The 17,619-nt window shown below is 68.7% G+C and carries 15 protein-coding genes; 8 read left to right on the top strand and 7 right to left on the bottom strand.

Going from position 1 to position 17,619, the window contains the following annotated elements; all coding sequences use genetic code 11:
* Positions 1–59: 59 nt before the first annotated feature.
* Positions 60–2,111, bottom strand: coding sequence for a TonB-dependent receptor (locus DCO49_RS03720; protein WP_207776456.1), 2,052 nt, complete (start codon positions 2,109–2,111; stop codon positions 60–62).
* Between the two features lie 243 nt (positions 2,112–2,354).
* Between DCO49_RS03720 and DCO49_RS03715 the strand changes: the two genes are divergently transcribed.
* Entirely contained in the window at positions 2,355–2,948 is a 594-nt protein-coding gene (locus tag DCO49_RS03715; protein WP_116862869.1) for an NAD(P)H-dependent oxidoreductase, read from the top strand.
* A 50-nt stretch (positions 2,949–2,998) separates the two neighbouring features.
* A complete protein-coding gene (locus DCO49_RS03710) occupies positions 2,999–3,562 on the top strand; it encodes a TetR/AcrR family transcriptional regulator (protein ID WP_116862868.1) in 564 nt (187 codons plus the stop codon).
* On the opposite strand, the gene DCO49_RS03705 is transcribed toward DCO49_RS03710, so the two are convergent.
* The gene (locus tag DCO49_RS03705) at positions 3,546–4,343 is read right to left on the bottom strand and encodes a serine hydrolase (protein WP_116862894.1); all 798 of its coding nucleotides are present in this window, start codon (positions 4,341–4,343) and stop codon (positions 3,546–3,548) included. The genes DCO49_RS03710 and DCO49_RS03705 overlap by 17 nt on opposite strands.
* Before the next feature lie 117 nt (positions 4,344–4,460).
* Between DCO49_RS03705 and DCO49_RS03700 the strand changes: the two genes are divergently transcribed.
* On the top strand, positions 4,461–6,020 hold the full coding sequence (locus tag DCO49_RS03700) for an alkaline phosphatase (protein ID WP_116862867.1): 1,560 nt from the start codon (positions 4,461–4,463) through the stop codon (positions 6,018–6,020).
* A 99-nt stretch (positions 6,021–6,119) separates the two neighbouring features.
* On the opposite strand, the gene DCO49_RS03695 is transcribed toward DCO49_RS03700, so the two are convergent.
* The 3 genes from DCO49_RS03695 to DCO49_RS03685 form a co-directional block, all read right to left on the bottom strand.
* Complete coding sequence (locus DCO49_RS03695; RefSeq protein WP_116862866.1) at positions 6,120–6,836, bottom strand: transporter substrate-binding domain-containing protein; 717 nt, start codon at positions 6,834–6,836, stop codon at positions 6,120–6,122.
* A gap of 70 nt (positions 6,837–6,906) precedes the next feature.
* Positions 6,907–8,430 carry a carotenoid oxygenase family protein gene (locus DCO49_RS03690; RefSeq protein ID WP_116862865.1) on the bottom strand — a complete coding sequence of 508 codons (1,524 nt, stop codon included), beginning with the start codon at positions 8,428–8,430 and terminating at the stop codon, positions 6,907–6,909.
* Positions 8,431–8,456: 26 nt separating this feature from the next.
* Entirely contained in the window at positions 8,457–8,879 is a 423-nt protein-coding gene (locus tag DCO49_RS03685; protein ID WP_116862864.1) for a DUF2141 domain-containing protein, read from the bottom strand.
* 149 nt (positions 8,880–9,028) lie between these two features.
* On the opposite strand from DCO49_RS03685, the gene DCO49_RS03680 reads away from it, so the two are divergent.
* From DCO49_RS03680 to DCO49_RS20450, 4 genes are read left to right on the top strand one after another with little or no spacing between them, the layout of a single operon-like run.
* Positions 9,029–10,129 carry a histidine kinase gene (locus tag DCO49_RS03680; protein ID WP_116862863.1) on the top strand — a complete coding sequence of 367 codons (1,101 nt, stop codon included), beginning with the start codon at positions 9,029–9,031 and terminating at the stop codon, positions 10,127–10,129.
* Positions 10,126–10,764 (top strand): response regulator transcription factor, encoded by a 639-nt coding sequence (locus DCO49_RS03675; RefSeq protein ID WP_116862862.1) that lies wholly within the window; start codon positions 10,126–10,128, stop codon positions 10,762–10,764. Before DCO49_RS03680 ends, DCO49_RS03675 begins: the two co-directional genes overlap by 4 nt.
* Positions 10,765–10,781: 17 nt before the next feature.
* Positions 10,782–10,907, top strand: a complete 126-nt coding sequence (locus DCO49_RS20625) for a hypothetical protein (RefSeq protein WP_256643239.1) — start codon at positions 10,782–10,784, stop codon at positions 10,905–10,907.
* A 33-nt stretch (positions 10,908–10,940) separates the two neighbouring features.
* Positions 10,941–11,153, top strand: a complete 213-nt coding sequence (locus DCO49_RS20450) for a hypothetical protein (protein WP_243402645.1) — start codon at positions 10,941–10,943, stop codon at positions 11,151–11,153.
* Between the two features lie 66 nt (positions 11,154–11,219).
* Here DCO49_RS20450 and DCO49_RS03665 read toward each other — a convergent pair whose 3' ends face one another.
* Positions 11,220–12,056 carry an arylamine N-acetyltransferase gene (locus tag DCO49_RS03665; protein ID WP_116862861.1) on the bottom strand — a complete coding sequence of 279 codons (837 nt, stop codon included), beginning with the start codon at positions 12,054–12,056 and terminating at the stop codon, positions 11,220–11,222.
* A gap of 204 nt (positions 12,057–12,260) precedes the next feature.
* Here DCO49_RS03665 and DCO49_RS03660 point away from each other — a divergent pair, with 204 nt between their 5' ends.
* Positions 12,261–14,798 carry a methyl-accepting chemotaxis protein gene (locus DCO49_RS03660; protein ID WP_116862860.1) on the top strand — a complete coding sequence of 846 codons (2,538 nt, stop codon included), beginning with the start codon at positions 12,261–12,263 and terminating at the stop codon, positions 14,796–14,798.
* 41 nt (positions 14,799–14,839) lie between these two features.
* On the opposite strand, the gene DCO49_RS03655 is transcribed toward DCO49_RS03660, so the two are convergent.
* Positions 14,840–17,368: a sulfite reductase flavoprotein subunit alpha gene (locus tag DCO49_RS03655; protein WP_116862859.1), complete on the bottom strand. Its 2,529-nt coding sequence runs from the start codon at positions 17,366–17,368 to the stop codon at positions 14,840–14,842.
* Positions 17,369–17,619: the final 251 nt, after the last annotated feature.

The raw sequence follows: 17,619 nt of genomic DNA, 5'->3' as shown, positions 1-17,619 counted from the left end.
GGGTTGCCCGCGACTGGGGTCGGAGCGCTTCTTCGAAGGGCTCCGACCCCGTTGCTTCCTCAGAACCGCGCGGTCAGACCGACGAAGAACGTGCGCGCGCCACCGTCATAGTCGTTGCCGTCTTCCAGCGTGGACGTGTCGTCCAGGTTCAGCACGCCTGCACGCAGGGTCAGGTTCTCGTTCACGTCATAGGCGGTCACCAGGTCCACCGTGGTGTACGCCTTGGCGAAGCTCGCACTGGACGAGGCCACCAGCTGCTTGCCGATGTGCTGCGCGCTCAGGTTGAGCGACCACGCATCGGTGACGTCCCAGTTCAACGACGTGTTGGCGGTGATCTTCGGCACCACCAGCAGGCTGGCACCGGTGGTGCGGTTCTTCGATTCCAGCATGCGCGTGGCGTTGGTGGTCCAGCTGACACGCTCGTGCAGCGGCACGGTCACGCTGGCTTCCACGCCGCGCGTGCGGGCCTTCTGGATGTTCTGCGCCACCGTCCACCAGAAACCGTTGACGAAGCTGGTGGTCTGGCCGGGGATGTCGCGCAGCGGCACCTGTTCGATCTTGTCGTCGAAGTTGGTCAGGAAGTAGGTGGCCGACGCCGACCAGCCGCCCTGGTCAAAGCCCACGCCCAACTCGTAGTTGGTGCTGGTTTCCGGCTCCAGGTTCGGGTTGCCGGCCATGTAGCAGCCGGTGGTGCCGTCGGCGCTGACCAGGCGGCTGTTCCAGCCTTCCGGGGTCAGGCTGCCGCAGCCACGGCCACCGGACTGGGTGGCGGCACCGGCCGTTCCCTGCTTCAGGTTGGGCGCGCGGAAGCCCTTGGACACGCCGCCGCGCACGGTCCACGCGTCAGCCGGGTGCCATACGCCGTAGATGCGCGGGCTGAGGTTGTCGTCATAGTTGTCGGTGTTGTCCCAGCGCACGCCCAGGGTCAGCACGAAGCGCTCGTGCAGGGTGATGTGGTCCTCGGCGAACAGCGCCCACGAATCGGCTTCGCTGGTCGGGCTGATGCGGCTGCTGCCGGTCCAGGTCACCGGCACGGTGCCGATGGTGTCGCTGTTCTCCAGCTCCTCGCGCTTCCACTGGCCGCCGACATTGAGGCTGTGCTCGAAGCCCCAGTTGAAGCCGGTGGTGAAGGCGGTGTCGAACACCGTTTCCTTCGAGTGGTTGCCCACCGCACTGCCCTTGTCCTTGTAATCGTTCTGCACCAGCGTGCTCTTGGACGTGGTGCTGTCGCCGTAGCGGCCATCGTGGTTGAGCACGTAACCGGTCTGCACCAGCTTGGACAGGCCCCAGGCGTAGACATCGCCCGCACCGCTGTTGCGCTGCACGCCGCGCGAACCTTCGATCGTCAGCGCGTGATCGTCGTTGAGGCGCCAGTGGAACTGCAGGTTGGCATTTTCCGCCTTGCTGCCGGGGGTCTGGTCTTCAAGCCGATCAGACTCGCGGTCGGTGACGTTGGCGCCGATGCGCACGCCGAGGTTGTCGGTGAGCGGGCCGCTGAACAGCGCTCCCATCTGCGTGGTGTCACCGCGCGAATCCGAATCCGGCTTGCTGTAGTTGTAGGTCACCGATCCACCCCAGTGGTCGGCGATCTTGCGGGTGATGATGTTGATCACGCCGCCCATCGCATCCGAACCGTACAGCGAGGACATCGGGCCACGCACCACTTCGATGCGCTCGATCATGTCCGGCGACAGCCAGTTCAGATCCTGCGGGCCGAGATCGTCGCGGTAGTTCACGCCGGAGGAATTGCCCTGGCGGCGGCCGTCGATGAGGATCAGCGTGTACTGCTCGGGCAGGCCGCGCAGACGGATCTTCGACTGCGTACCGGACAGTGCGTAGCCGCCGGTCACGCCCGGTACGGTGCTCAGCAGCTGGCCGATGCTGGTGACCGGCTTGCGCTCGATCTCCTCGCGGGTGATGACGCTGATGCTGGCCGGCGCATCCTTGATCCACTGCTGGGCGCCAGTGGCGGTGACCACCACGGTGTCCATCTGCTTGGCCGACGAGGCGTCGGCGGCGGCATCAGCGTGGGCGGTGCTGGCCAGTGCAAGACCAATCGCGGCGGTCAGGGCGGCAACGGAACGACGGGATTTCAGAACGGCGTGCGACATCGCGCAGTACTCCTGTTGAGGGTCCACTGGCGATGGCTGGGACGTCCGTGTGTGGGGGTTTCAGAATTCTTTAACAATCGTATCACGAATCATTCGCATTTGACGTGTGATGACATATCCATTTCCGCGTGGGCGGCATGCCAGGGAGGGCCAGCGAGTCGAAATCAGCGTCCTGCGGGGCGTACTGGTAGAATTCCACCTGCTAGTTACCATTGGTAACTAATCAGCCCGCAGGTCCTTCCCATGCACAGCCTCATCGTCGTCGCCCATCCTGATTCCGCTTCGCTTACCCATGCCGTTGCCGCGCGCATCCGGCAGGCCATCACCGGTGCCGATGCGCGCAACAGCGTGACCCTGGCCGATCTCGCCGCCGAGGGCTTTGATCCCCGCTTCAACGCTGCCGACATTGGCCTGTTCAAGCAGGGCGCGGCGGTGCCGGACGACGTGGCCGCCGAGCACGCGCGGCTGGATGCCGCCGATACGCTGGTGCTGGTCTATCCGCTGTACTGGTGGTCGTTCCCCGCGCTGCTGAAGGGCTGGATCGACCGGGTGTTCACCCAGGGCTGGGCCTACGCCGACGGTGCCGACGGCAAGGTGGAAAAGAAACTGCAGCGCCTGCAGGTGCATCTGGTCGGCATCGGTGGCGCGGGCGCGGAGATGATCGAACGCCGCGGTTACGGTGCGGCAATGAAGACACAGATCGACATGGGCATCTTCGATTACTGCGGTGCCACCGTGCACTCGTCCACGCTGCTGCTGGATGCCGACAGTGGCCAGGCCGCGGCGCATCTGCAGACCGCCACCGACATCGGCCGTACCATAGGCACACCTGCCTGATGATGTAGAGCCGCTGCATGTCCACCGCCGCCACGCCCACCCGTCGCCGGATGTCACGCGAACAGCGTGGCCGCCAGCTGCTGGATGTGGCCTGGACACTGGTGGGCGGCGAGGGCACCGACGCGCTCAGCCTGGGGCGCCTGGCCGAGGCGGCCGGCGTGACCAAGCCGGTGGCCTACGATCACTTCATCACCCGCAATGGCCTGCTGGCCGCGTTGTATGCGGACTACGACCAGCGCCAGACCGCCGTGTTCGATGCACGCATCGGCGCGGCACCGGCGCGCCTGCACGAGCGTGCGCAGGCCATCGCGTCGGGCTACATCGACTGCGTGCTCTCGCAGGGCAGCGACATCCAGGCGATCCTCGCCGCATTGGCCGGTTCGCCCGAGCTGCGCGACGTGCGCCACCGCTACCAGCAGGATTTCGTCGAGCAGTGTGCGCAGTGGCTGGGTCCGTTCGCGGCCGACGGCGCCGTGCCCGTGGCTGGGCGCTGGGCGATTCTCGGTGCCGCCGAGGCCCTGTCCGAAGCGGTTGCGGCCGGCGCGCTGCTGCAGCCGGATGCGGAAACAGAACTGCAACGGCTGATCGTCGAGACCGTCAGCCGCGCGCGCTGATCGCCACGCCGCGCTGCAGCTGCGCGAAACCCTCCTGCAGGCATTGCTGCACCCACGCGTTCCGCGCTTCCCGTGTGGGCGCGCCAAGGGTGATGTTGATCAGCCGGTGCGTTGCTTCTTCGCTGTCGCGGCACGCGGTCGCCGCCAGGCAGAAGCCCGCCGCGCGGGTATAGCCGGTCTTCAGCCCATCGATGCCCTCACTGCCCAGCAGCGTGTTCTGGTTGTCCTTGCAGAACGTGCCGTGGCTGAAGTGGCGCTGGGCAGTGATGGCCAGCACCTGCGGATGATCGGCCAGCAGCCGCGCGGCGAGCATCGCCATGTCATGCGCGGTCGACACATGGCCCGGCGTGGTGATGCCCGAGACCGAGACGAAGTGCGTATCGCGCAGGCCCATGCGTGCGGCGGTGTCATTCATGTGCTGCACGTAGGCAGCCTCCGAACCTGCCAGGTGGCGGGCCAGCGCCAACGCGGCATCGTTGCCGGATACCACCATCAGGCCTTCCAGCAGGTGGCCCAGGGTGACGGTCTCGCCCGGCACCAGGCCCATCCGCGTTTCATCGGCGGCCACCGCATGCACGTCACACGCATCGATCACGGTGCTGTCCGTCCACGCGTGAGCCTCGCGTGCGATGGCCTCATAGGCCACATGCGCGGTCATCAGCTTGGTCAGCGAGGCGGGCGCACGCGGCAGCCTGGCATCGTACTGCTGCAGGATGCGCAGCGTGGCCGCATCCACGGTGATCGAAGAAAGTGCCGGTATCGGCGAAGCAGGCAGTGACATCATCAACACGATAGCGCGCAGCACGCAGGGCGAAAAGCCGCACGAATCTGCAACATTGCAATGATATAACGTGCCGCTGTGGGCGGTGTCGCCGCCTTTCGTACTGCAGGAATCTCCATGACCCGACCCCTCGCGCGACGCTGGCTGTGCCCGTCGATCCTGGCGGCGCTTGCCGCGCTCACTGCCTGCCAGCCCAATGCGCGTCCCGATGCGCAGGCGGCCACCGCGACGACCGCCGAGGCGCGTCCGCACAACGTCATCGTGATGATCAACGACGGCGCCGGTTGGGGTACCTGGGATGCGGCGGCCTACTGGCAGTACGGCAGCCGCGAAGGCGCGCCGTACGCGGCGTTCCCGCAGCGCCTGGCGGTCACCACGTTCCCGCTCAACGCCAGTGGCCAGCCCACCCGCGATGATTCGCAGCGCATCGGCTACGACCCCGTGCTGGCCTGGGACACCACCGAGGTGCCGGCGCCCGATCTGCCGTTCGTCGCCTACCAGTACCTGGCCGCGGTCGCCACCGACAGCGCCGCTGCGGGTACCGCGTTGTCGTCGGGGGTGAAGACCTACAACAACGCCATCAACTACAACAACGATGGCCAGCCGGTGGAGTTCAACACCCTGCGCGCCAAGGCGCTGGGCATGGCCACCGGCGTGGTCACCTCGGTGCCGTTCCCGCACGCCACGCCGGCGGCGTTCGCGGCGCAGAGCGAATCGCGTAACAGCTACCACCAGATCGCCCACCAGATGCTGGCCCAGGGCCACATGGATCTGGTGATGGGCACCGGCGGCCCCGGCTACAGCGTCGACGGCACACCCTGCGTGGACGGCATGGACAAGGTCGCCGCCGAAGGCTGCCAGAACCCGTGGGAATGGGTGTCGCAGCAGGATTGGCAGCAGCTGGAAGCGGGCACGCCGATTGCCGGCAATCCGTCCGGCGCGTGGCGCCTGATCCGCAGCAAGGACGACTTCGCCGCGCTGGCCGAAGGCCGCCTGCCGGTCGACCGCCCGCTGATCGGCGTGCCGCGCGTAGCCAACACCCTGCAGCAGGCGCGCCAGCTGCCGGTGGTCGGGCGCGATGCCGCCACACCGTCGGGGGTGAAGAAGATCGACAGCGTGCCTGACCTGGCCACGATGACCCGCGGCGCGCTGCGCTTCCTGCAGCAGCGTTCGCCCAAGGGCCTGTTCCTGATGGTTGAAGGCGGTGCCACCGACTGGGCCGCGCACACCAGCGCCTGCGGTACCGAGTGGCACTACGGTGCCTGCACCGACCAGCCGCAGTACGGCCGCCTGATCGAGGAAACCGCCGAGTTCAACGATGCGGTATCGGCAGTGGTGGCGTGGATCGAGCAGAACGGTGGCTGGGAACGCAACCTGCTGATTGTCACCACCGACCACGACAACAGCATGCCGATGGGCCCGGACGCGCAGAAGGTGGCCTTCGATCCGGTGCGCAACAACGGCCGCGGGCAGATGCCGGGCATGAGCTTCCGCCCCACCGGCAACCACTCCAACGGCCTGGTGCCGCTGTGGGCCAAGGGCAACGGTGCCGAACTGCTGGGCCAGCGCGTGCGCGGCGTCGATGCCGGCTACCGCCAGCATGTGCGCTGGAACGACGGCAGCTACATCGACAACACCGACGTGGCCAAGGCCGTGCAGGACGCCCTGCAGCGCTGACCGCCCCCTGTAGAGCCGAGCCCACGCTCGGCTGCTCTTCGCGGGAACCTGCACACGGCAGCCGAGCATGGGCTCGGCGCTGCAGAAAAACCGAAGCCCTCACCGCATCAGCGTCACCGCCTGCCCCGCCCGCGCGAACGCCTCCCCCAGCAACGGCCCCTGCTTGATCGCTTCCACCTCGGCAAACAACGCCTGCAGTGCATCCGCCGGGCGCGCGGCCGGGGCGGCCACCGCCTGCTGGATCGCTGTGAAGCGATCGACCAGCACCCGATGTCCGGGATGCGCCTGCGCCCAGGCCTGCAGCGGTTGCCGCACACCGGCCGCCGCATCCAGCTGCTGCTGGTCGAACAGCTCGATCGCTGCGGCCGACGTGGGCGCGCGTTCAATCCGCGCGTGCTTCAGCTCGCGGCCCAGGTACAGGTCGTAGGCAGCGCCGCGACCCACCGCGATGCGAACGCTTTCGCGATCGAGATCTTCCACCGTGTGCGCCGGGCTGGCTTCCCGCACCAGATACGTGCCTTCGATCTCCACATAGGGCGCACTGAACGCGATCCGGTCGGCACGCGCCGGATCCACCGCCAGGAACGCCAGGTCCCAGCCATCGTCGGCGGCAGCGGCCACGACCGGGGCGGCCGCATCGTGGCAGGTGAAACGCGCCTGCACGCCCAGCCGTTGCGCCAGCGTCGTAGCCAGCTCCACGGACGGTCCGCGCGGCGAACGCGCATCGCCCTGGGCGAGCACCGGGTTGCTCAGATTGATCGCCACGCGCAGGTGACCGTGTGGAGCAAGCACAGCGCGATGGTCGGACAGCGGCATGGGGGCACTTCGGGGAAAACGGGGAGCCCCAGCATGCCAGCGGCCGCGTGCGTGCGGCGTGCGCCTGCGGTTACGCCCGCGCGGCAAACGTACCGTGGAAGCCCAGCGGCACCGCGTACGGCAGCCAGGCCTGCGCCAGCGGGCCGTCCTGCACATGGCGCGCATCCAGCACGGCAATACCGCTGCGCTTGTTCACCGGATCCAGCAGCGTTCCGACCAGCCAGCCATCATCCGGGTTGCGGCTGCCGGGGCGGGGCACGAACACATGTTCCTCCGCCATGATGTCGCTGCCATAGCGCCACACCTGGCGGCGGCCACGCTCCACGTCGAAGGCGGCCACCGCGTTGAAATAGGGCGTACTGCTGGCGCCATCGACGGTCGGTGCGTACAGGCGGGCCGCGCGGCTGTCGGGCGTGCGCGGGTCGAACAGCGGGAATTCCACCGTGCTGATGCCGGTGTCCTGCCAGCGCGCCTGGCCACGGCGCAGGTCCAGGTGCAGTTCCACCAGGGTGCTGTGGCCGTTGGTGGCGTGGGCGCCGTCACCGGCCATCGCTTCCTTCATCGGCGAACGGGCTTCTTCCATGTTGTCGCGGCGCACGGCGCGCACCACGATGCCGTCCTTGCTGCGGTGTGCATCGCCGAAGTGGTAGATCGCCGCGAACGGTGCTTCAAACAACTGCGCCTTGTCCGGCGCGTCCTTGGATACCACCGCAATAGTGGCCGCGCGCTGCGGGGCGAACTGCATGCGTTCGAAGAAGCTGCCGCCGCTCTCATTGAAGTCGAACGGCGCCAGCACGAAGACCAGGTGCTGGTCGGTCATGGTGAAGGCATGCAGGTAGCCACGGCCCGGCGTGGCGATCACATCGGCGCTGATCAGCTGGCCATCCTTGCCGATGTGCCACACCAGCAGGCCGGCGCCGCCCATCAGGCTGATCGAGCCGAAGTTCCAGACGCTGCCATCGCGGTCCACCAGCGGGTGCGCCGAGAACGGCAGGGCCGCCAGGTCGGGGCGCCAGGTCACCGGGCCGATCGTCTCCAGCGAGTCGGGATGCACCTCGAACGCCGAGCCGGATTCGCACAGGGCGAACACGCGGCCATTGAGCGCCATCACCGACGTGTTGGCCACGTTGGCATCGTCGTTGTTGCGCACGGCCTGTGCGTTGGGGACGCTGGTACCGGCGGCGGGGTAGAGGAAGCGACCGGCCTTCTGCTCGCGGGTGAACTTGGGCGTGGCCACCATGCGTGCTCGGTGGGTCAGGCTACCGTCGCCGTTGAAGTGCCAGCCGTGGACCATGCCGTCGCCATCGAACCAGTGGTCGTAGCGCAGGGTGCCGCGCTCGCTCCACGCCGGGCCGTTGCGGTACAGCGTGCCGGCCAGGCCGGCGGGCAGCCGGCCCTGCAGCTGCACCGTGGCCGGGCCCAGCGTCTCGCTGCTCACCCCGCGCCAGCCCAGCAGCCATGGATGTTCCTGCAGGCCTTGGGCGAACTGAGCCGGGTCGTTGGCGAAGGCCGGGGCGCTGCGCAGGGCGGTGGCGCCCAGGGCCAGGCCAGCGGTGCTGCTGATCAGGGTGCGGAGGAAGCGGCGACGATCCATGGCGGGCCTCGGTGCGGTAGGGAGAATCAGCGCAGGGTGATGTCGATGGCGGTGCCGGCGGCGGGCACCGCGAAGCGTGCTTCCTCGAAGGTCGGCTTGCGCATCACCTGCGGGTTGTTGCTGAAGCCGTAGCCTTCGATCGGCATGCCCACCAGGTTGGTGTCGAGCTTGCCGTTGTCATTCTCGTCGTGGGTCAGCAGCACGGCGTAGTTGCCGGCCGGCAGATCCTTGAAGGTGAACTGCAGGGTGCCGCCCTGCGGGTGTGCATGCTGCGCCTGCACCGGTGCGGCCTTGCCGTTCCAGGCATTGTCGGAGGACACCAGAGCGGCGCGCAGGGTGCCGGTCTGGGCGCGGACATCGTGCACGTTCACGGTCAGTTCGGCGGCATGGGTGCCACCGGCAAGCAGCAGGCCAGCGAGCAGGGAGCAGGTCAGGGCGGTGCGGATCATGGCGGCAGTTCCGTCTGGAGGTGTGGGGCCAGTCTGCGCCGGGGCCTGGCCCGGGTTCAGGGCCAGTGGTCATCGATCCGACGTGCCAGAAGTCACTTTCTGCGCTGGACCCATTGCCGGCAGGGGCCCGGGCCGGTCAGCATGCCGCCATGCCCAGCCTGCTCCGCCATCTCCTGCGTCCCCTCAGCCTTGCCGGCGTGATCACCGTGCTGGTAGTCGGCCTGTCATTCGGCGTGCAGCGCAGCGGGGCCGGATCAAGCCTGCTGCTGCTCGGCGCCTTCCTGCTGCTGTTCACGGTGCACGGCTGGGTCGGGCTGCCGACACGCCTCCGCGCGGTCGTTGCCGTGCTGCAGGCGCTGCTGGCGGTCGCCCTCATCGCCCTGCAGCCACGCACCGGCACGGCACCGGTGCTGCTGGTGGTGCTGGTTGCGCAGCTGGCCGAGCACTGGCCGCCGCGCTTCGTGCTGGTGGTTGCGCTGCTGGCCAACCTGGCCGAGTACGCCGTGCTGCGCCACAGTGGTTTCACCCAGCCGCTGCTGGTGGTGCTGCTGTACGGCGGCTTCCAGGCCTTCGCCGCGCTGACCGCGCACTACGCGCGCAGCACGGCGCTGGCCCGCGACGAGCTGGCGCGGGTCAATGCCGATCTGCTGGCCACCCGTGCCCTGCTGGCCGACAGCGCCCGCGATGCCGAGCGCCTGCGCCTGGCGCGCGAACTGCACGACGTGGCCGGGCACAAGCTCACCGCCATGCGCCTCAACCTGCGTGCGCTGGCCGCCGATCCGGTGCTGGCCGGACGCGAGGGCCTGCAGACCGCAGAGCAGCTGTCCGGCGAACTGCTGGCCGACATCCGCCAGGTCGTGCAGTCCATGCGCGATGATCGCGGCCTGGACCTGGACACCGCCCTGCATGCGCTGGCCGCGCCGTTTCCGCGCCCGCGCCTGCAGCTGCGGATTGCCGAGGGCGTGCGGGTCACCGATCCACGCACGGCCGAGACGGTGCTGCGCCTTGTGCAGGAAGCCCTGACCAACGCCGCACGGCATGGCGAAGCCGATAACGTATGGCTGACGATGAGCGAAGAGGATTCCCGGTTGCGTATCGATATCCGCGATGACGGCCAGCGCGCCGAGCGCATCCGCGAGGGCAATGGCATTTCCGGCATGCGTGAGCGCTTGGCCGATGTGCAGGGGCACCTGGAGCTGGCCCGTACCGAGCAGGGCGGCATGCACCTGATCGCGCGGTTGTCGGCATGAGCGGCGCACCGATCCGCGTCGCCCTGGCCGATGACCAGGCCCTGGTCCGCGCCGGCCTGCGCGCGCTGCTGCAGGGCCTGGGCGTGCAGGTGGTGCTGGAAGCCGAGGATGGCCAGGCGCTGCTGGATGCACTGGCCACGCAGCAAGTGGACGTGGTGCTCAGTGATATCCGCATGCCCGGCCTGGATGGCATCGAGGCACTGCGCCAGCTGCGAGCGCGTGGCGACACCACGCCCTGCCTGCTGCTGACCACCTTCGATGAAAGCAACCTGCTGCTGCGCGCCAGCGAAGCGGGTGCGCAGGGCTTCCTGCTGAAGGACGCAGCGCCGGCCGACCTGCGCGAAGCCATCGAGCGCGTCGCCGCCGGCGAAACCCTGCTGCTGCCGGTCAGTACCGAACCGGTGCGCTCTCGCTACCGCTTCCACGACGAGGCGCCACCAAGCGATACCTTCGGCGAACGCGAAGTGGCCATCCTGCGCCTGCTGGCCGGTGGCTACAGCAACAAGGAAATCGCGCGCAGCCTGTTCCTGGCCGAAGGCACGGTGAAGAACTACGTGTCCAGCATCCTCGACAAGCTGGGCACCCGCGACCGCACCCGCGCGGTGCTGAAGGCGATTACCCTGCGCATCATCTGAAGCGGTATGGTGCGACGATGAACCCCGTCATGCACGTCGAGATTCCGGTGGTCGACCTGGCCCGCGCCATCGCGTTCTACCAGCGGTGGCTGCAGGTGGAGATCGATGCCCCGGTGGAAGTGCACGACTGCACGATGGCGTAACTGCCGTTCGACGACGATGCAGGCGGTGCCAGCATGGCGCTGGTCCACGGCGCGGATTACCTGCCGTCCGAGCGGGGCACGCGCATCTATGCCGGTGTGCAGGATCTCGATGCCAGCCTTGCCCGTGCGCTGCAGGCGGGTGCCGCGCTGCGATTCGGCCCCGCCGAGGCAGGGGCCTGGCGCGTGGCGGAGATCGCCGACAGTGAAGGCAACCGCATCGCCGTGCAGGCCCCGACAACAGCCTGACGCCCATCTGTAGAGCCGAGCCCACGCTCGGCTGCTGTTGGCCCGTAGAGTCGAGCTTGCTCGACTCTACCCGGCTGTCGCCTGCCACCGCTGCAGCCACCCGGCAATGGCCGGGTCCAGCCGCGCATCGTCCGGCAGCCGCACGCCAAAGCCCTCCTGCAGCACCTGCCGCACATCCGCCACATCGCGCAACGCCCGCTTCTCCGGCGCCTGGTCCGGGCGGTATTCGGTGTAGTTGCCACTGCCCAGCGTGCGCCGCCCCTCCGGCCAGGTCAGTGAAGCACGCAGTTCCCCGGGGAAACTCGAGTGCGGGTGCGTGCACACATACCAGTTGCCCACCTCATTGTCGGCCGCCGCCGGCGACGTCAGGTCGAACCGGTACAGCGACCGCCAGTCGTCACCGCTGCTGGCCGCCAGCAGGTAATCGCCATCATCCAGGCACTGTAGCCGGTAGCGTTCATGCGGCGTGTCCTGTGCGGCTGTTTCCCGCAGGCGCAGCGGCACGGTCGGGGTCAGGCTGCCGAAGCCGGTATCCACCAGCCAGTCCTCGCCGTCCAGCCGCACCCGGATCAACAGGTGGGTACGTGGGGTCAGTTCGCCTTCGGCGGCTGACAGCAGCACGCGCGCGCTCAGTGCATGGGCATCGAAGCCCAGCGCCTGCAGCAGCACGAGGAAGGCGCCATTGAGCTCGAAGCAGTAGCCCCCGCGCTGCGCGTCCAGCAGCTTGCGCTGCACGCTGTCCAGGTCGATCGGCACCGCATCGCGCAGCAGGCAGGTGAGGGTCTCGAACGGCACATGGGCGTTGTGGCGCTGCTGCAGCAGGGTCAGCCCGGCCAGGGTGGCCGGCGGCGCGGCCGGCAGCTGCAGGCGCTGCAGGTAACGGGGGATATCGAGCGTGGTCATGACGGCACCAGGCGGGGCAGGGACACCTACTGTGCAACCGCAACCGGGGTTGAGGTCAAGGGCAGGGCGCCGATGTCATCGCCCCGTCGCCTGCGGCCGGTACAAAGACCGTAAGTGCGCCCCCGGGGGGCAGTTCTCGAAAACAATTCTAAAGTCCCGCTGATCCAGGTCGATACAGGTGCGTCCTTTTGCCTGGAGTCTGTCATGTCGACCGCGGTTGTTCGCCTTCGGTCCCTGCGCACCCACTTCGATGGGCTGCGCTCGGCGTTTCCCGGCCTGTTGCGCTGGCTGCAGCCGCACCGGCTCAGCGTGGCCGACAAGCTGAAGGCCACCTTGTGGGTCTGCGGCCTGGGCCTGGTCGCCATCGCCGGCGTCTACGCCTGGACCGGCCACGCCAGCGCACAGGCGGCCCGCACCCAGGCCAGCTACCAGCACGGCAGCGATCTGGCGGCGGCGCTGGCCACCCGCGTGGCCGAAGCACGGCGCCTGCAGACACAGTATGCGCGCAGTTTCGATGATGCCGACCGCAGCCAGCTGCTGGCCACCCAGCAGGAGCTGAAGCAGGATCTGCAGGCGTTGCGCGCGATGCCGATGGATGCCGGCCGGCGCAAGACGCTGCAGTCCCTGGCCGAAGCGGTTGACGGCTTCTCGCAGGGCATCGCCGCGCTGTTCGAGCGCGTGGATGAGATGGGTCGCGGCGACGCGGGCCTGGCCGCGCAGCTGCAGCAGGCCGCCGACACGCTGCAGGCGAACGTGACCGCGCTGCAGCGTCCGGTGCTGGAACTGCATGTGCAGAAGATGCGCCGGCAGGAGGCGTTGCTGCTGCTCGATGGCGACTCCACCCATGCCGACCGCGCCAGCGAAGAGAAGCTGCCCTTCGATCTGGCCCTGGCAGGGTTGCCGATCGAGGCGCAGGAAAGCCTGCGCACCGACATGGATGCCTACCAGGCCGCGCTGCTGGGCTACACCGCCGCCCGCGTCGGCCTGGATGTGGAAGCGCAGTCGCTGCTGGATACGGCCGCCGGCGTGGCGCCTGCACTGGCCGCCTTCCAGAAGGCCCAGGTGCAGGCGCTGGCCCAGGCACAGACACGCCAGCAGGCCGGTGCACGCACCATGAGCGTGCTGTTCGCCGCCACGCTCGTGCTGGTGGCCGGTGTGCTGATCACCAGCCTGGTGCTGGTGCTGCGCGCGGTACGCCGTCCGATCCAGGACACCCTGCGCTTCGCCAGTGACATCGCCGATGATCGCCTCGACACCACCCTGCGCGTGCACAACGCCAACGATGAAATCGGCCAGCTGGCGCAGCGCCTGATCGACATGCAGCAGCGCCTGCGTGCGCGCATCGAGGAAGAACGCGCGGTGGCCCGTGGCAACACCCGCGTGCGCCAGGCGCTGGACAGCGCACAGACCGGGCTGATGGTGATCGATGCGGAAGGGCAGGTGGCCTACGCCAATCCCGCCCTGCTGCAGCTGCTGGGCATGCCGGCCGACGCACTGGTTGGCAGCGATGCGGTGCGCCTGCACCCGGCCATGACCAGCCTGGCCGGCGTGCGCCGCCGCGAGGAGCGCGAGATCAATCACCTCGGCGTCCGCTACCAGCTGATCGCCAACGCGATCGTCGATGAGAGCCACTTCCTCGGCGTGGCGGTGGAATGGCGCAGCCGCGCGCTGGAAACCCTGCTGGAAACCGAAGTGGCCGCGCTGGTCGATGCGGCCGCACACGGTGAACTGCAGGGTCGCATCGCGCTGGAAGGCAAGCAGGGCTTCGTGCGTACGCTGTCCACCAGCATCAACCATCTGCTGGCCACGTTCGAAACCAATCTGGGCGATCTGCAGGCGCTGCTGGCGGCACTGGCCCGCGGTGACCTGAGCGTGCGCATGGAAGGCGACCTGCAGGGCGTGTTCGCGCGCATGCGCGACGATGCCAATGCCACCGTCGGCCAGCTCGGCCGCATCGTCACCCGCATCCAGCAGGCCACGTCGCGGCTGGATGTGGGCGTGGGTGAGATCGTCGCCGGCCACCATGATCTCTCGCAGCGTACCGAACAGCAGGCGGCCAACCTCGAAGAGACCGCCGCGTCGATGCACGAACTGACCGACACCGTCGGCCGCAACGCCGATGCCGCCGGCCGTGCCGATGCGCTGGTGCAGGGCGCGGCGGCGGTGGCCGCGCGTGGCGGCCAGGCCGTGGGCCAGGTGGTGGCTACCATGCATGGCATCAGCGAAGCCTCGCGCCGCATCGGCGACATTACCCAGCTGATCGACGGCATCGCCTTCCAGACCAACATCCTGGCGCTGAACGCTGCCGTGGAAGCCGCGCGTGCCGGCGAGCAGGGCCGCAGCTTCGCCGTGGTGGCGTCCGAAGTGCGCCTGCTGGCCCAGCGCAGCGCGGAGGCGGCCAAGCAGATCAAGGGGCTGATCGAGGATTCGGTCACCCGCGTCGGCCAGGGCAATGTGCAGGCCGAACAGGCCGGCACCACCATGGGCGAGATCGTTGGCAGCGTGCAGCAGCTGGCGGAACTGCTCACCGCCATCCGCAGTGCATCGCAGGACCAGCACGCCGGCATCGCGCAGGTGAACCAGACCATCGTGCAGATGGAATCGAGCACGCAGCGCAATGCCAGCCTGGTGGAGGAAGCCGGTGCATCCACTGCGCACATGCAGGCCCAGGTGCAGGCGCTGGCCGAAGCGGTGTCGGCGTTCCGCCTGCAGCCGGAGCGGCGCCCGCGCGTTGCCGCGTGATGGCTTGATCGCCTTCGCCGGACCATGCCCGGCGAGCGAACTCAATACACGTCGCGGCGGTAGCGCCCGTTCTCCAGCAGCGTCTCCACTTCGTCATCGCCCAGTGCAGCACGCAGGACCTGGTCAACACCCTCGGCCATGCCCTGCAGCGAGCCACACACGTGGATGACCGCGCCGCGCTCCAGCCACGCCTGCAGTTCCGCCGCAGCGGCCTGCAGGCGGTGCTGCACGTAGCCACCGCCGTCGGCATCACGCGAGAAGGCCAGCTCCACGCGGGCCAGATGGCCCTCGGCCTGCCATTGCGCGATCTCCTCGGCGAACAACTGGTCGTGCGCACGTTGGCGTTCGCCAAACAGCAGCCAATGGCCATGCTGGTCGTGCTGCGCGGCTTCGCGCAGCAAACTGCGCAGGCCGGCGATGCCGGTGCCGTTGCCGACCAGCACCATCGGTGCGCCGGCCTGGCGGTGGAAGCCCGGGTTGCGGTGCACGCGCGCGGCGATGCGGCTGCCCAGCGGCGCATGCAGCGACAGCCAGCCTGAGCCCCGGCCCGCGCGGCCTGCGGCGTCGTGCACCAGGCGCACCACCAGTTCCACGGCACCATCGGCGGCGCAGGAGGCGATGGAGTATTCGCGCCCTGGCAGCTCCGGCAGCCCGGCCAGCCACAGCGCGGCGTCCTGTACCGGCAGCGCGGCCCCTTCGTCGGGCAGCACGCGTTCGCCTGCCAGTTCCAGCAGCGTGCGGGTGGTGCCGTCGAGTAGCAGCGGCTGCAGCGGGTCCAGCCCGTACGCCTGCAGCACCGCCGCGGCGTGCTGCGCGCTGTTGCGCGGTGCGATGTGCAGGATGTCGCCGGCCTGCCAGGTCGTGCCGGCCGGCGGCGCCAGGCGGATCTTCCAGATCGCGCCACCCAGGCTGCCCGGGTTCAGTTCTTCGCGTGCGAGCAGCTGCCAGTCATGCATCTGCGTGGCCGGCGGCAGCACGCTGTCATCGGTGACGATGCCGGTCAGCGCACCCAGCTCGCGTTGCCACTGGCGCAGTGCCACCACCGAGGCGGCGTCGACGTCGATGCGCGGGAACAGCGGCTGCGCACCGTTGCCGGCCAGCCACGTGTCGACCGCGGCGCCGAACGCGCAGTAATGCGGATACTGCCGATCGCCCAGCGCCAGTAGGCCGTGGCGCAGGTTCGAAAGATCCATGCGCTGGGCGAGCAGCTGGCGTGCGGCACGACGGGCGTTGTCCGGCGGCTCGCCATCGCCAAAGGTGCTGAGCACGAACAGGACCTGCGGGCTGTCCTGCAGCAGCGCAGCCGTTACCCGCGCCAGTGGCAGCACCTGCACCGGGTGGCCGGCGGCCTGCAGCTGTGCCGCCGCGCGCCAGGCCAGCTGTTCGGCCAGGCCGCTCTGGCTGGCGTGGATCACCCGCCAAGGCGTGCCTTCGCCGCCGCTTTCCTGCGCCGCAGGCAGGGTCTGCCGCAGCGCACGTGCCGCGCGCTGGCTGCGCCGGCGGTCCAGATACAGCATCCAGCCGGTGATGAAGAACAGGCACATCGCCAGGCTGCTGAGCATCACCACCACGCGGCCGGTCAGGCCGAAGTAGCTGCCCGAATGCAGCGCGAACACGCTGGTGGCCAGCTTGCCGCCGGTGCCCTGGCGCTCGTAGGGGCGCGCATCCAGCAGCGCGCCGCTGGCCGGGTCCAGCTGCAGCAGGTCATGCGCGCGGTCGTGGTGGCCGCCGCGCAGGGCCGGGTCGCCAGACATCACCCGCACGTTCAGTACCTGGCCCGGCTTTTCCGGCAGGCGCAGGTCGATGTAACCGCTGCGCACGCCGGGCTGCGCATACAGCGTGTCCTCGACATGCTGCAGGTCGAGCACGGCGTCGGGCGCGACCTTGTGCTTGGCCGGCGGGGTTACGCCCAGCACCGAATTGGCTGCACTGCGGTACCAGTCGAACGACCACCAGAGGCCGGTCAGCGCACTCATCAGGTAGATCAGCAGCACCCAGGTGCCGATCACCGAGTGCAGGCTCCACAGGAACCCGCGGCCGCTGCGCTTCCATTCCACTGCCAGCCAGCTGCGCCAGTGCCACCAGCGGCGGGGCCAGCGCAGATACAGGCCGGACAGGGCGAAGAACAGCAGGGCGATGGCGCAGCTGCCGACCACGACCTTGCCGCGTTCACCGGCCGCGAGGTGCCGGTGCAGGTCTTCGACGAAATCGAATAACGCCTGGCCCCGCAGGTGGCTGAAGCGTTCGCCGTTGTAGGGGTTGAAGTAGACCCAGTGGTCCTTGCCGCCAGCAAAGCGCGCCACCGAGGGGCGCTGGCCGGTGGCGTCCACGCGCAGGCGTTGCAGCGGGCGCTCGCTGCCGGCCTGCAGCAGCGGCACCAGTTCGCTCAGCGCGAGAGGCTGCTGACCGTCGTCGTAGTGTTCGGCGATGGCGGCGAAGCCAGGGTTGGCGGCACGCAGCAGCTCGTCCTCGAAAGACAACGTGGCGCCGCTGAGGCCCATGATGGCCAGAATGGTGCCGGCCGTGATGCCCAGCAGCCAGTGCAGTTGGAACAGGACGTTCTTGAACATCGGGGAGAGAGGCCGTCGAGGCTGCCGCCCGCATCCTGCGTAACAGCAAATGAGAATTAATCCGGTAATTCTCCGGGGGCGGACGGGCTACGGTCAAGGAGGGTTTTGTTGCAGGGCTTGCAGCCCTGCACCCGCAGAGGCAACGTCAACGTCAGAAGCCGGCTATCCGTGAGTTGGCGGGGTGGGTCCGGTGGCAGGGGACGGCGTGAATACGTCCATGTAGCCTCGGTCGCGCCATCCATGCCGCTCAC

It is taken from the genome of Stenotrophomonas sp. SPM (assembly GCF_003105135.1).
Taxonomy (GTDB): domain Bacteria; phylum Pseudomonadota; class Gammaproteobacteria; order Xanthomonadales; family Xanthomonadaceae; genus Stenotrophomonas.
Note: the sequence above shows the minus strand (reverse complement) of the source record. Positions and strands in the feature narration are given on the sequence as shown.